The organism is Streptomyces sp. JNUCC 63 (assembly GCF_054366325.1).
This window is the reverse complement of sequence record NZ_CM135963.1, coordinates 4,475,498-4,489,585: the sequence shown is the minus strand read 5'-3', so window position 1 is coordinate 4,489,585 and position 14,088 is coordinate 4,475,498. Positions and strand designations below refer to the sequence as shown.

General features: G+C 68.5%; 10 protein-coding genes and 3 pseudogenes. 9 read left to right on the top strand and 4 right to left on the bottom strand.

Annotated features, from left to right (window positions below):
- Nucleotides 1–13: 13 nt before the first annotated feature.
- Nucleotides 14–739, top strand: a complete 726-nt coding sequence (locus ACX25U_RS20690; protein WP_454382193.1) for a response regulator transcription factor — start codon at nucleotides 14–16, stop codon at nucleotides 737–739.
- Nucleotides 740–1,248: 509 nt separating this feature from the next.
- Here the strand turns inward: ACX25U_RS20690 and ACX25U_RS20685 are convergent.
- Nucleotides 1,249–1,857 (bottom strand): MSMEG_1061 family FMN-dependent PPOX-type flavoprotein, encoded by a 609-nt coding sequence (locus tag ACX25U_RS20685; RefSeq protein WP_454382192.1) that lies wholly within the window; start codon nucleotides 1,855–1,857, stop codon nucleotides 1,249–1,251.
- Nucleotides 1,858–2,113: 256 nt separating this feature from the next.
- Here ACX25U_RS20685 and ACX25U_RS20680 point away from each other — a divergent pair.
- Nucleotides 2,114–2,311, top strand: a pseudogene (locus ACX25U_RS20680) (DDE-type integrase/transposase/recombinase); the annotation flags it as partial.
- Between the two features lie 482 nt (nucleotides 2,312–2,793).
- Here ACX25U_RS20680 and snpA read toward each other — a convergent pair.
- The gene (snpA, locus tag ACX25U_RS20675) at nucleotides 2,794–3,564 is read right to left on the bottom strand and encodes a snapalysin (RefSeq protein WP_454382191.1); all 771 of its coding nucleotides are present in this window, start codon (nucleotides 3,562–3,564) and stop codon (nucleotides 2,794–2,796) included.
- Between the two features lie 960 nt (nucleotides 3,565–4,524).
- Here snpA and ACX25U_RS20670 point away from each other — a divergent pair.
- The 4 genes and pseudogenes from ACX25U_RS20670 to ACX25U_RS20655 all read left to right on the top strand — a co-directional run.
- Nucleotides 4,525–5,339 (top strand): IS5 family transposase gene (locus ACX25U_RS20670; protein ID WP_454382190.1). Its coding sequence is split into 2 segments (ribosomal slippage): nucleotides 4,525–4,882 and nucleotides 4,882–5,339, totalling 816 coding nucleotides; the frame shifts between segments, so codons are not numbered across the junction.
- Between the two features lie 1,290 nt (nucleotides 5,340–6,629).
- A complete protein-coding gene (locus ACX25U_RS20665) occupies nucleotides 6,630–7,484 on the top strand; it encodes an SCO2400 family protein (protein WP_454382189.1) in 855 nt (284 codons plus the stop codon).
- A 110-nt stretch (nucleotides 7,485–7,594) separates the two neighbouring features.
- A complete protein-coding gene (locus tag ACX25U_RS20660) occupies nucleotides 7,595–8,203 on the top strand; it encodes a hypothetical protein (RefSeq protein WP_454382188.1) in 609 nt (202 codons plus the stop codon).
- Nucleotides 8,204–8,342: 139 nt separating this feature from the next.
- Nucleotides 8,343–8,796, top strand: a pseudogene (locus tag ACX25U_RS20655) (hypothetical protein); the annotation flags it as partial.
- A gap of 13 nt (nucleotides 8,797–8,809) precedes the next feature.
- Here ACX25U_RS20655 and ACX25U_RS20650 read toward each other — a convergent pair.
- Entirely contained in the window at nucleotides 8,810–9,007 is a 198-nt protein-coding gene (locus ACX25U_RS20650; RefSeq protein WP_454382187.1) for a hypothetical protein, read from the bottom strand.
- Nucleotides 9,008–9,814: 807 nt separating this feature from the next.
- Here ACX25U_RS20650 and ACX25U_RS20645 point away from each other — a divergent pair.
- The gene (locus ACX25U_RS20645) at nucleotides 9,815–11,227 is read left to right on the top strand and encodes a M1 family metallopeptidase (protein ID WP_454382186.1); all 1,413 of its coding nucleotides are present in this window, start codon (nucleotides 9,815–9,817) and stop codon (nucleotides 11,225–11,227) included.
- Between the two features lie 304 nt (nucleotides 11,228–11,531).
- Entirely contained in the window at nucleotides 11,532–11,867 is a 336-nt protein-coding gene (locus ACX25U_RS20640; protein ID WP_454382185.1) for a hypothetical protein, read from the top strand.
- Nucleotides 11,868–12,054: 187 nt separating this feature from the next.
- Here ACX25U_RS20640 and ACX25U_RS20635 read toward each other — a convergent pair whose 3' ends face one another.
- Nucleotides 12,055–12,636, bottom strand: coding sequence for a transposase family protein (locus tag ACX25U_RS20635; RefSeq protein ID WP_454382184.1), 582 nt, complete (start codon nucleotides 12,634–12,636; stop codon nucleotides 12,055–12,057).
- A 248-nt stretch (nucleotides 12,637–12,884) separates the two neighbouring features.
- Here ACX25U_RS20635 and ACX25U_RS20630 point away from each other — a divergent pair.
- Nucleotides 12,885–13,888: pseudogene (locus ACX25U_RS20630) on the top strand (IS5 family transposase).
- Nucleotides 13,889–14,088 lie beyond the last annotated feature (200 nt).

Sequence of the window (14,088 nt, the reverse complement as noted above, 5' to 3'; positions counted from 1 at the left end):
TACTCTGTCGGCCATGCTCACACCCGACACTTCCTATGGCGGCCGCCCTCGCGTCCTCGTCGTCGAGGACGACGACACCATCGGCCACCACTTGGAAACCGGCCTGCGCAGCAACGGCTACACATCCCACTGGAGCCGCACCGGCGGGGGCGCCCTGGCAGAGACCGCCCGCACACCGTACGACGCTCTGCTCCTGGACCTCGGCCTGCCCGACATCGACGGCATCGACATCGCTCGCACCCTGCGCGCCCGCCACCCCGACCTGCTGATCATCATCCTCACCGCACGTACCGACGACATCGACGTGATCGCCGGCCTGGACGCCGGAGCCGACGACTACCTCGTCAAACCCTTCAGCCTGACCGTCCTGCTCGCCCGCCTCCGCGCCCACCTGCGCCGCCACACCAGCGCCACTTCCGCAACACCCATCCGGCTCGGCGACCTGGTCGTCGACACCGCGGCCCGCCGCTGCACCCTGCTCGGCGAGGACGTCGTCCTCCGCCCGAAGGAGTTCGAACTGCTCGCCCTGCTGGGACGCCACGCAGGTGAAGCCGTCTCCCGCGAGACATTGATGGCCGAGGTCTGGGACGAGAACTGGTTCGGCTCCACCAAGACCCTCGATGTCACCATGGCCGGCCTGCGCCGCCACCTCGCCCAAGCCGCCGCAACGAACTCCGTCCCTGTCCGCCTTCCCCGCATCATCACACTCAGGGGACACGGCTACCGCCTGGACTGCTGAACCGCAGAGGACCTACGCCCCCCGCAGACGCATCCAGAGCACATGAGCTTGGAGAACGGCGTCGACCAGTGGGAACAGGACGAGCCGATGGCCGCCTCCCGGGCAGCCCAGCCAGAACGGATTCGGCACACACGAGGTCGGGAAACCCCGTGAACACCCGAGAACTACGGAGGAGTGTTTCCCCGGGCCAGAAGCCCTGCAGTGGACGTTTCAGCAGGTCACAGCGCCGCCCGGGGAAAACTCCTAAAGCGGGTGTCGCAGGTTCGAATCCTGCCGGGGGCACAGAGAAAAGGGCCAGCTCAGGAGGGGTTTCCTTCCGAGCTGGCCCTTCGTCGTGATCGGGGCCGTGCCACACGCGTGCCACAACTGAGATTCAACGCGTGATGTCGCGGAGCCGTACGCCTTGAACCGCGAAGACGGATGTCCGCCGCGCGGCACCACGCGAAGATCATCCGTAACCTGGCTACCAGGACTCGGCACCTGATGCGTGTCGCCGCGGCGGACCGATATCAGGCCAGTCGGTGCAGGAGGGAGTCACGCTGATCCTGCTCGACCTCGGCGAGCGTCAAGTTGGGGTCGCGCTGATGAGCAAGAGCGACCTCGGCCGGCGTCGGCTGCTCCTCCTTGAGCGGCCATGCCTCGGGACGCCAGAACTTCGACCGGACGAACGCCTTGGCGCAGTGGACGTACACTTCGTCGGCCCGCACGACCAGCGCAGTTTTCGGCGGCTTGCCGACCGGGGTCAGCCGCGCCAGCAGGTCTTCATCGGCCGTGATCCAGGCCGCGCCGTTGACACGAAGCGTCGTGTCCCGGCCAGGGATGACGAAGATGAGCCCAGCGTGCCCGTTGGCCAGGATGTTGCGATAGCTGTCCAGCCGATTGTTCCCCGTCGCGTCCGGAATCACTACATGACGCTCGTCGAGGACCATGACGAAACCGGGGGTGCCGCCCCGAGGGGCCACGTCACAGCGGCCATTGGCATCGCTGGTGGCGACGAACACCACGGGCGAGACCGCGATGAGGCGGCGCGACATCTCGTCGATGTAGTCGAGTTCTTTGCGCACCGCCCGCTTTCCGGGGTCCGCGTACAACTGAGCTGACCCCTGAGTGGTGGACACGCTGATACTGGATCTGCTTGATCCGGAGGAAGCGAGAAGACCGCCGATGGCTCTGAAGGACTACTCGGACGAGTTCAGGGCCGATGCCGTGGCCCTGTACGAGTCCACGCCCGGGGCGACATACAAGAGCATCGCCGCCGACCTGGGATCAACCGGGCCACCCTGCGTGAGTGGGTGCTGCGGGACCGCGAACGCCGCGGCGTCGCCGCCGCTGCCCCGTCTGCGGGCGGGACGCCAGCGGCCCGGGCCGGGGCGGAAATACACGAGCGACATCACCTATCTCCCGCTCGCCGGCGGGGAGTTCCTCTATCTCGCGACCGTGCTGGACTGCTTCAGCCGCAAGGTCGTCGGCTGGTCCATCGCCGACCACATGCGCACCGGCCTGGTCGCCGACGCACTGCAGATGGCGGCCTCAACCCGCGGCGGCCTGGACGGCGCCGTGTACCACTCCGACAGTGAGTATGTGGAGTGCTGGATGTCCCCGGGCTTCCTGGCCCGCACAGCGACGGACGCGCGAGGATACCGGTGCCGGGATGCCCCGCGGCCTCCTGACCCGCACTCCGACCGACCGCGCTGTCCTTCCTCGGATCTGTCGGTGGCCCGGGGCATCCCGGCGAGGCACCCGCCTCGCCGACGGCCACCTCAGCCCCAACGAATACGAACACCGACACCACGCCGTTAAACTCACGCTCGCCGCGTGATCAACGAAGCGTCTCCGCCATCACGGGGGAAGGCCCAGCGACCAACCCGGCCCTGTTGGCCATGTTGCAGGCCACCAACCAGTGGGCGGTTGCCTTCCCCGGCTCCGCCCTCCCAGGACAGCCATACAGAGCACCAGCGTCTGTCGGCCGGCCTGCAGGAGTGCTCAGACGACCGTCTTGAGCATGTGGCTGAAGCCATCCTCGACAGCGAGCCGCTTCCCACTTGGGAACGCGATCAACTCCAGGGCGTGCTGTGGTGCGGACGCCACGGACCGTGGCCCGGCATCACGGTCCGTACCGGCGGTGCAGCGCTCGGGTCACCAGCGGGCTGGTGACCCGTGCTCGGGGCCTGTGCGAGTCCGGTGGTCCACAGCTGGTCGACACGCGCGCGCTCGGTGGCGTTCGGGTAGCGGTTGGTGCAGGACGGGCCGCCGCCGGCGCCCGACATCAGCTCACTGCACGGCCCGCTGTAGTTGTCCGGCAGACCCAGTATGTGCCCGGTCTCGTGGGTGACGACGCGGACCGAGTCGTGCTGCCGGGTCTGGGCGTAGTCGAGGAAGATGGAGCCGTATCCGAGGCCATCGCCGGAGGCGTGGGAGCCACGGCGCGGGTCGTTGCCCTCGTAGTAGGAGAAGTCGGCACCGCCGCTCGAAGCCTCCTCGAGTTTGACGTTGGACACGGAGCTGTTCCAGATCGAGGCCGCGCTCGATATCTGCGAGCGGAAGCTCGGTGCCTTGGAGGCGTCGTAGTAGAGGGTCACCGCCTGCGCGTTCGGCTGGGCGGCGCGCTTCTGGGCGACCGACTTGAGCGCAGCCTCGAAGAACGCCTTGTTGTTCGCGGCCTCCCCGACCGACCCGCCATACCGCGCCATGGAGGTACCGGCGGAAGCGGACGGGGTGGCGGCCGGCTGGGCGCTCGCCGGCACCGCCACGCCCAACGCGCTGGAGGCCAGACCCAGGCCGAGAGCGAGGGCGAGGAGTCTCGGGGACGTTCGGAACAACTTCATGTGTGGGGGGGCTCCTACTCACTCGGTGACGCCGAGCGCCACAGTGCGCGGTCGACTCGGCGTGAACACCGGTTCCGAACTGCGGCGACGTCCTGTGAGTCGTCATTCTTAGAAGAGCTCGACAGGGAGCGCAAAGGGCCCCGCCACTACGTCGCCTCGTAGGCCCCGGGGCCTCGCCAGGGCAGTGCACGAGTCTCCGGTCCGCACATGGCGGCAGGAGGGGAAGCTGTCACGGCGTCAGAAGCCTTACACCACGGGGCAGCGGGCGCGCGGGTCAGCCAGGCGGAATTCCGGGACGCGCGGCGGGATCCACATCCGTACCAAAACGGACGAATCCTCACATACCTGCCATGTCACATCTACTAAGTATGTTGGTTGATTGATGGAGCGCTGTGACTGACGTCATAGAATATGGGCTTCTGTTTCTTTCGCGCTCCACCGGCCCCGAGTCGCCCCCCAGGGAGTCACCCTCGGCGTTGGGCGGCATCCCTCACCGCCGAGCCGCCACCGCTCAGTCCTGATCAGGATGGAAGCCTGGCCCGCCGTGCAGCCCGGCGAGCGGCTGGAGGAGAGGTCGCTCGGTTCCTCGCCCGCCTCCAGCAGCGTGTCCGCCGCACCCAGTGGCTTCGGGACTATGCGGGCCGGGCTGTCGTCAGCCATGCAAACGAGGTGCGTGCCCGGTCGTAGGCAGCAGTCGGGCTGACGTCCGAAAGCCTGAGTGACCGGAACCCCCGCGGCGACCCCCATGACCGCGTGATACCGCTGCTCGACCACGCTCAACTCCACCAGCACGGCCCCGGCCCTCCCCGCGTACGCCGATCAGACGCGCACAGCCGAGCCGAGGCAAGCGGTGTCAAGCATCAGGTGAAGCCACAGCGTTGTAAGAGGTTCTAACAAAATGGAACATTTGCGCTAACCTGGAGATTCTGGTGCGGATCCGCTCTGGCCAGGAGGTGCGCGATGTCTCGCCCCAAACCCTGGGAGATCGACGACGCCCTGTGGGCGCTGATCGAGCCGCTGCTGCCGAAGATCGAACGCCGCTCCGATCATCCAGGCCGCAAGCGGCTGGACGACCGCCGTGTGCTGCAGGGCATCCTGTTCGTGCTGCACACCAATATCCAGTGGGAGTGGCTGCCGCAGGAGCTGGGTTTCGGCTCCGGGATGACCTGCTGGCGCCGGCTGCGGGACTGGAACGAGGCCGGTGTCTGGCACCAGTTGCAGGAGGTCCTGCTGGCGAAGCTGCACGGCGCCGACCAGCTGGACTTCTCCCGGGCCGCGATCGACTCCTCCCACGTGCGTGCCCTGCGGGGCGGCCCAAAACGGGCCCGAGTCCGGTCGACCGCGCCCGGCCGGGCTCGAAGCACCACCTGATCTGCGACGGGCGCGGCACCCCCCTGGCGGTGACGCTCACCGGCGGCAACCGCAACGACGTCACCCAGCTGGTCCCGCTGCTGCAGGCGGTCCCCGAGGTGCGGGGGCGCCGCGGGCGGCCCCGGCACCGGCCCCGGCGGCTGTACGCGGACCGCGGCTACGACCACGACCGCTACCGCCGCAAGGTTCGCACCCTGGGCATCACCCCGGTCATCGCCCGCCGCGGACAGCCCCATGGATCCGGACTGGGCATCCACCGCTGGGTAGTTGAACGCGGGTTCGCCTGGCTGCACGGCTTTCGCCACCTCAGGATCCGCTGGGAGCACCGCGACGACATCCACGAGGCCTTCCTGCAGCTCGCTACCTGCCTCATCCTGTACCGGCGCGTACGAGCACTCTGTTAGGACCTCTAAAACCGACGACATGAACCAACTCCTCGCGGGCCACCCCGTGCGAGTCGAGAAGGTCTGACGGGACGCCCGCACCTCACTCCGGCCGCTCGCCGGCTCCCCTGAGCAACCATGCCTTCGTCGGACAGCATCCACCGGCACGCATTCAGCACACACGGGGACGGGAAGCACCGTGAACACGTGAGAACTGCGGAGGAGTCCTTACCCCGGCCAGACACCCCGCGGCCGACGTCTCTGCAGGTCACAGCCTCGCCCGGGGAAAACTCCTAAAGCGGGTGTCGCAGGTTCGAATCCTGCCGGGGGCACAGCGCGTTACCGCTCTGACCTGCATCGGAGCATCAGAAAGGCCCCTCGGGAGTGATCTCCGAGGGGCCTTTTGACCCTGCATGGGAACGCATGGGAACGCGCCGTCAGGCAGCGCCCTCCATGGGAACGTCGCCGCCGTCTTCCGTGGGAACGCCGGGCATCTCCTCCGGTTCCTGAGCAACGTCCCGCCGCGCCGGCGACTTGCGCGGAACCAGAGCAAGCGGGGCCTCGGCCCGAGCCTCCTCGGACTGCGGCAGTACTGAGGCGTGAATCGCCTTCGGCGGACGCTGCTGGGTCCTCGCCCTCCAGACCTTCATCACCGACCGCCAAGGCCACACCAACCACAATGCCCGCCACGTCTTCACCACCAGACCCGGACAGCCCTGGTGGTCCCTGCCCATCCGCCCCGGCGAGCGCGCCTACGAGTTCGACCCCAACACCGGCGACCCCATCGCCGGCAGCGAACGCCCCTACCCGCATCCCGTCCTCCCATGCGAGATCGCCGCCCTCGAAGCCAAACGCTGCGGCCCCTACCGCGACGCCTTAGGCCTGTGCACCGGCGTCGGCGTGATCCCCAGCGCAGTGCTGTTCGGTACGGGCTGGGCGATCTCAGGTGGGTGCCCGGCGGCTGTGCCGCTGGGCCAATGCCCGGTACTTCCACCTCGACCGCGGCTCCTGCGGGCTGTAACCAAGGACGCCCACCGACACGCCTGCCGAGGAAGCGGCCCTCGGCCGGAGCCGCTGCGGCTGGTCAGCCGGAGTGGCGCGGGTCGCCGCCGTGGGTGGACTCGGCGCGGATACGTCCGCCCATCCCGTCCTCACACAAGGAATCCGCGCAGGAGCATCACACGCGCTGCACACGGCGTTCCGAAAGCCTCGTTAGCGTTGCTGGTTGCTCGATTGCATGTGCGAACACGACCAGGTCGTGGCCCAGGCGGGCCGACGGCGCGTCGAACCAGGAAGACCGGAAGACCGCGGATGGATTACTGCTCCTCATGCCGTCGCCATCTCAATGGCGCCCTGGTGTGCCCCGGGTGCGGCGCCTACGCCCCGGACATCGCCCCGCACGCCGTCGGCGGCTGCAGCGGGTCGGCCCCGGCGATGGTGAGCGCCGCACCGGCCACAACGGCTTACCGGGGCACTGCGACCGCCGACACGAGGCATGACACGCTCCTCGACGGCGAGACGGAGTCCAGCGATTCCACGAGCGTGACCCCGCACGTTGCCGCCGATGCCGGGGACCTGCCGCCCGTGCGGCAGGGGCGTGCGGCACGTCGGCGCCAGCTGGTCCGCTGGAAGAAGAACAAGCGCCGGGCGGCGGTCGCCGGCGCTGTCGCACTCGTCGGAGGCGGCCTGACCGTCGCCATGATGGACCGGACCTCCGCCGACCGGGCCGAGGCAGCCGTGGCGCCGGACGCCCAGAGCATCGGCGCCGTGGAGGAGCAGACGCCCGAGCAGAACCGTTCAGCCTCCGCGCCAGCGACCGATCAGCGCACTCACCGGTCCTCCCACGCCCCTTCCCAGCCGCAGCCGCCGACGAGGACCAACGCCCCGCGAGAGCAGGCCCTCGCGGCCCCGCCCCCCACAACGCCACCGATCGACCGGCCGGAGGCCGCCGCGCCTGCCCGCCCGGCCGCGACGCCGACCCCGCAGCCGCACAGCACCGCCCCCTCCGCCGGCGACACGGCCCCCGACCGCTCCGATACAACGGCGCAACAGCCGCCGACGCCCGCGCCCACCAACGGCACGGACGCGGGCACGCCCCAGACCCGCCCCGCGCGGGTATCGACGTCTCCGACGGAGATCTGTCTGCTCGGACTGTGCCTCAGCTGACCATGCCTGCACCCGGCCGTTCCGGGTAGAACGAGTTTCGGAGTTCGCGAGCCGCGTGTCAGCCCGTGAGCCACGGCCCCAGCCAACGGGAAGCACAGGAGGCAGAGCACATGAGTCCCCGCGACGAATTCCAAGTGCTGCTGCGCCGCACCGGCCGGTGGTGGGCCATCGACATTCCCCGCCTCGATCTCCACACCCAGTGCCGCACTCTTGACGGTGCGGAGGACCTGGCGCGCGGCCTCGTCGCCGAAGCCGTCGGGGTCCCCGCGGACCTGATCGTCCTGAAGATGGTGGTGCCCGAACTCGAGCCCGTGCTCGGTCCGGTGGCCGAAGCGCGGCACCGCCGGGCGGCCGCGGTCGCCGCCGAGGACCGGGCGATCGCCGTCGCTGTTCACGAGCTCGTGGACAAGCTGCACGTAAGCCAAGGTGACGCCGCGCGTCTGCTCGGCATGCCCCCGAGCGAAGTGGCCCACTTCACACCACAACGCGGCTCGGCGGCCGCCGGCACAGGGCAGGGCGCAGGGCAGCGCACCCCCGTGCCCGCGCCCGGTCCGCCGCGACCGGTCGCCGCCCCTGCTTCCGGCGCGCGCCCCGGCCTGCCACGGCGACCGCGGCAGACGGCCTCGTCCGCCCGACCCGCCTGGGCGACTTCAGACGACGGCGACCGGGCGATGAAGATCACCTCAAAGGACCTCAAGGACGCCCGCGCCCACGGCTAGGAGGCCGCAACCGCAGCGGCAACCAGGCGACGGGCCCCGAGGGCGACACCCTCGGGGCCCGTCCCGACGCGGATTCGAAGGGTGGCCAGCCATGTGCTGGGCATCGCATGGCGTCAGCTCACCGCCTCCGCCCTTGGGTCGGCGTTCGCGTGAGACGCTCGGATGGACCAAGCCCCGACATCGCAGCCCGGAGACGGCCGACCGGTAGACGTGGCTGGTCATCGCTGCCCATACCCAGCTCCGGCTCGCCCGCCCCCTGACCACCGACCTCCATCGGCCCTGGGAGGAGCCGGCAGAGCCGAACAGGCTCACCCCCGCCGGATCCGCAGGAGGTTCAGAAACCCCCGCACGAAAACCGGCTCACCGGCAGCTGCACCGAAACCCCCACGGCCGGGTCCCGGCCGGCCAGCGGACTCGAAGAACCGCCGCTCACCATCCGCCATGACGTGGGCAGCGTCCTCGCCACTGGGGAGGCCTTCAGCCGCACCGCGCTGCCAGATGATCTCAGGAAGCGTTCCCGAGTAGTTGCCGCCCGCGCGGCGCGCAAAGACCACGATGGGTCCCGGACCAGGGGATCCGGGACCCATCGGTAGCTGGGCGCTGCTGTCAGTGAGCGGCGGTGTGGACGGCCGCGCCCGCCGCAACGCCCTCGGGGGTGGCGACGGCCAGGAGGTCGGAGGTGACGGCTGCGATCGGCGTCTCGACGCAGAGATCGCCGGAGCCGCCGACCGCGAGGCCGCCGGAGACGTTGTCCAGATCGGCGTCGGAGATCTCGGCTGTCGCAACCTGGGGGGCGGGGTTCATCACGCGCGGTTCCCTTCGAATGAGCACTTTTGACTGGCAGCGTTCGCTCGCTCGGCTCCCGGTACCGGAATTCGTGTCCGCGAGTTGGCGCCACGCGAAGGATCAAAGCAGGCCGACCATAAGGCGGCCAGTCGCCCGAGCCCCGACGGGCGCAGATCGAAATGCGCCTTCACCAGTGTGACCACGCAATGACCGAACACACCGACTCCTTCACACGGTCTACTGAGCAGGTGCAGACGTGACGGTTGCCACCGGCACCCAGGGCGGTCACTCCCGCGCCGAAGTCAGCGGCTCCCGGCTCATTCATGACGGGTATTCAGGTTCGGCATGACCTGGCGGTGAACGGTGTGAGGGTTTATCGGATTTTCGGCATCCCATCGGGTACGCGAGAGCCCTGCCCTCTATCTACTGAGCGGCTCAAGCTGCTCCTGAACAAACGCCACCACCAGCAACGTTCCGCCGAATACCCTGACGGGCAATCACATCACGGTCCACCCGACCTGCAGCGGCATTTATCACGGCGAACTGACCGAGAACCCGACGGTCACCTTCAACGACACGACCGGCACGGCCTCGCCCCCCGGAGATCGGCGTCTCCGGGGGGCGATGTCCGGCCGGGAACCCCGCATGAATGCGTTCAATGGCCCCTTGACCTCCGTTTCGCCCCCTCGTACGATCCGCGCATCCCTTGTCTCGGAAACCTCACAGAGATCGCAGATCGTGTCCCCTCGCACCGGTTCGGCGCCGGTTCCTCAAGGTGAACTGACGGCGAACTTCTCCCGCCACTCAGCGTCCTGAAGGAGAGACATGGCATTTCGACGATTCCGCGCGTCAACGATCGCGGTGACGACCGCTGTCGCGATGAGTTCCATGCTGGTCACACCCTCCGCTTTCGCTGAGACCCGAAGAAGTGCGTTCGAGGCAGGTGCGCCGGGGGTGGGCGACCCGTACTTCCGGTATCAGGGGAACGGCGGGTTCGACGTCCGGCATTACGACATCGCGTTCTCCTATGATCCGGCCACCCGGCGCATGGATGCGACCACGACGGTCACGGCGGTCGCGACCCAGAACCTTGACCGGTTCGACCTCGATTTCCGGGGGCCGGACATCTCGATGTTGACGGTGGACGGGACGACGGCCGGGTTCCAGCGGGACGGGCAGGAACTCGTCATCACGCCACGCTCGAGCCTTCCCTCCGGTCGGGTGTTCACGGTAGTCGTGAAGTACGCGGGGGTGCCGCCGGTCATCACCGACCCGGACGGTTCGATCGAGGGTTGGGTACCGACCGACGACGGCGCCTTCGTGGTCGGAGAACCGCAGGGGGCGCCGACATGGTTCCCGGGCAATGACCACCCGACGAACAAGGCGACGTTCACCTTCCACGCGACCGTGCCGGAAGGCACGACCGCGGTGGGCAATGGCCGATTGCTCTCGCAGACCACCGCGTCCGGTTGGACCACGTTCGTATGGGATTCCACCGAGCCGATGGCGACGTACCTCGCCACGGTGACCATCGGTAAGTTCGAGATCACCAAGTCGACAATACCCAGCGGGATCCCGATCTACACGGCGGTGGACCCGCGGCTCGTCAAACGGTCGGCCGCTGCCGTCGCCCAGATTCCGGACATCATCGACTACTACCGCCAGACCTTCGGCCCCTACCCCTTCTCCTCCACCGGTGCGATCATCGACTACGCGCCGAACGTCGGCTACGCGCTCGAAACACAGACCCGTCCGGTCTTCTGCGACGTGCCGTCCAACGCCATCGGGACCATGGCGCATGAGCTCGCCCATCAGTGGTTCGGTGACAGCGTCTCGGTGCGGCGCTGGAGTGACATCTGGCTCAACGAGGGGTTCGCGACCTATTCGGAGTGGTTGTGGAGCGAGCACACAGACGGGATGAGCGCGCAGAAGCTATTCGAGCGGGCGTACGCCGGCGACAAGCGGAGGTTTTGGCAGATCACCATCGCCGATCCGGGCGTCGTCGACATGTTCAGTGACCCGGTCTACGACCGAGGCGCGATGACCCTGCACGCACTGCGGCGGAAGGTGGGCGACGCGGCGTTCTTCCGGATTCTCCGGCAGTGGGTGCAGGCCTACCGCTACGGCAACGCGACCACGACCGATTTCATCAAGCTCTCGGAGAAGGAGTCGGGGATGGACCTGACGAGCTTCTTTGACGTGTGGCTCTACCAGAAGGGCAAGCCCACCACCTGGTGACCCCGCGGCGACGGCCGCACAGGCGGCATCTGCAGGTCTGTGATCAGGCGATCCCCACGTCACCCACCTGCTGATCACCGCGGACCCGCGGGCGGCTCGAACAGCTACCGCTATCGAGCCTGGAAGGCCGAGCTTGTAGACGCCGAAGGGGATGGCACACTGGAACCTCCCCCACCCCCGCCCTGCGCTGCCACCATACTCACCCTGACCAGCTCCCTCGCCTGTCCCGTGGCCCATCGCCCCGGCCCGGCGGCCGCATCCGATGAGATCCACAGGCGCGACTGCCACCAGCGAACACCACCGAGTGACCCCACCCATCTGGATCAAACACGTGTGCGGTAATGAGGGCGCGGCGTTGGCCGACGGGACGGCCGTCGCCGCGTTCGTCCGTGACCACGTCGAGCGCCCGGCCCCAGAGCCGGAGCCCCGCCGCCTCTGCGCCGCCCGCGAGACCGAAGAGGCCACCGGCACCAAGGCCGCCACGATCCGCGCCGAACGGCGCTGCGCGGCCGACGCCCCCGACCACTCCCGCGAGTCCCTGCGCGCGCCGTACGCCCAGCCCTGGAAATGGGTGCCCTGCCCGCACGCCTGCGGCCACGTCGGCCGGCCCGAGATCCATCCGAGCATCCGTACGGACTGACCCCGCAGATCAGCCCGAGCAGCTAATCTGTGCCCACCGGCCACGTACGGCTCGCACAGACGGTCCGAGGGCCCCGACCCCCAATGAGCGATGTTCATCCTGAAGTCGCTGGTCAAGGGGCTGGTGTGATCGGTCTCCGGGATGCTCGTGCTGGTCGTGGGCGGCTGTCTGCGGCGAAGATCGTCGGTCAGCGTGCGACCTCGATGTTGGTCAGCACGAGCAGAGCGCGCAGGAGCGCGGTTGCGTGACGCACGTGCAGGCGGAGCTTGGTGAGGACACGCCAGTTCTTCAGGTGTGTGAACGCGTGCTCGCAGACCGTGCGCACGGACGCGATCAGCTTGTTGACCTGCTTCTTCGCGGACGTGAGCGGCTTGGTGCGGGCGGCCTTGTAGCCGGTGATGACTACGGGGTTGTCCGGATCGTCGTCCAGGCCGGTGAAGCCGAGGTCGCCGATGGCGCCCAGCTCGTGGGCCCGTAGGCGCTCGACGAGGTGGTTGTAGCGGGCAGTGGTGATCTCCGAGGAGCGTCCCGGGCGGGCGGCGGACAACCATAGCAGGCGGCCCTTGTCGTCGGTGAGAGCGAGGAAGAGCAGGCCGTGGGCCTTGTGTTTCCCGCTGTAGTTGCGGCGGTTGTCCGCTCCGGTGCGGCGCCGGGTGCGGATGAGGGTGCCGTCGGCCAGGACCACGTGGCCACCCTTCCGGGTGACTTTCTTCAGCGCCTGGTCCAGCCGCTCGGCCCGCGCGGCGAGCAGGTCGATCACCTCCAGCACCCAGCGGCGCACCGTGGTCGCGGAGATGCAGTTGCCGCCGGCGTCGCTTCCTGTTCCGTTTCGGCGTGCAGCTGTTCGACCAGCCGACGCGCGACCCGCCCGGCGACGGCGAGCTCCTCCAGATCGTCAGGCACCTCTTGAAGCTGCTGGCTCAACTTCTCTGCCTGCGCCTCTAGGGCGCGTATCGAGTCGTGATCAATCTTGGGGTTTGCCCTCGCTCCGAGGCCTGATCCGGTAGATCGTCTTGTGTGACGCGAGTGCAACTGACAGACGAAGAGTGGGAGTTCATCGGGCCGTATCTGCCGATCGGCGAGTACGGCCCGTACCCCGAGCGCCTGCGGCAGCAGTTCGAGGGCGTGATCTGGCGGTTCAAGACGGGCGGGCAGTGGCGGGAGATGCCGCAGGAGTTCGGTGCCTGGTCGACCGTCTCCAACCGCTTCCGGCAGTGGCGTGACGCCGGCGTGTTCGAGGCCCTGCTGGAGGGCATGATCGCGGAAGCCGCGAAGCGGGGTGAGGTGGACCTGTCCCTGGTCAGCATCGACTCCACCACCGCGCGGGCACACCACGACGCTGCCGGGATGCACCTGAGCGAGGACGTGTTCACCGCCCTGGAGAAGGCCGCCGCCGAGGAGGAGAAGGCCAGGTCAAAGGGGGCAGCTCCGAAGAACAAAACGGGCAGGGAACCGGAGACGATCCCGGGCAGGAAGAACGACGACGCGTCCGACGCCGGCGGAAACTCCGTCTGAAGGCTGCCCTCCTGGGACGCTCGAGGGGCGGGCAGACCAGCAAGGTCCACCTCGCCGCCGACCGGAAGTGTCGCCCGCTGGCGTTCGTTCTGACTGCGGGCCAGGCCGCGGACAGCCCGCAGTTCATCCCCGTGCTGGGGAAGATACGGGTCCGCGGGCCTGTCGGCCGCCCCCGCACCCGGCCGGACGCCGTCGCCGGGGACAAGGCCTACTCATCCCGCCGCAACCGCGCCCACCTGCGCAAGCGCCACATCAAGGCAGTCATCCCGGAGAAGAAGGACCAGGCCGCCAACCGGAAGAAGAAGGGCTCCAGGGGCGGCCGTCCCGTCAGCCACGACGCCGACCTCTACAAGGAGAGGAACACCGTCGAGCGCCTGATCAACAAGCTCAAGGCCTGGCGAGGCATCGCCACCCGATACGACAAGACCCCAGACAGCTACCTCGCCGGCCTCCACCTGCGCGCCTCGATGATCTGGATCAAAGACCTCACCCGGACCGGCCAATGATCACAACTCGATACACGCCCTAGCTCGGCCCTGTGGGCCGTGATCAGCTCACGAAGGCCCGGTTCCGCATCCCTGGCCACCTGATGCACCTCCCGCCCGGATCGTACGGACAGGCGCCTCGCTCACGCCCGGGAACCCGTGGACCCGCGATCACCGAAACGGCAGACGATCTTGAGTTCCGACTACCGCCCCCGACCAGC

Excerpts from the sequence above, each read along its gene's own strand:
- ACX25U_RS20690 (WP_454382193.1), top strand. The coding sequence starts at position 14 with ATGCTCACACCCGACACTTCCTATGGCGGCCGCCCTCGCGTCCTCGTC.
- snpA (WP_454382191.1), bottom strand. The coding sequence starts at position 3,564 with ATGAAGTTGTTCCGAACGTCCCCGAGACTCCTCGCCCTCGCTCTCGGC.
- ACX25U_RS20665 (WP_454382189.1), top strand. The coding sequence starts at position 6,630 with ATGGATTACTGCTCCTCATGCCGTCGCCATCTCAATGGCGCCCTGGTG.
- ACX25U_RS20660 (WP_454382188.1), top strand. The coding sequence starts at position 7,595 with ATGAGTCCCCGCGACGAATTCCAAGTGCTGCTGCGCCGCACCGGCCGG.
- ACX25U_RS20650 (WP_454382187.1), bottom strand. The coding sequence starts at position 9,007 with ATGAACCCCGCCCCCCAGGTTGCGACAGCCGAGATCTCCGACGCCGAT.
- ACX25U_RS20645 (WP_454382186.1), top strand. The coding sequence starts at position 9,815 with ATGGCATTTCGACGATTCCGCGCGTCAACGATCGCGGTGACGACCGCT.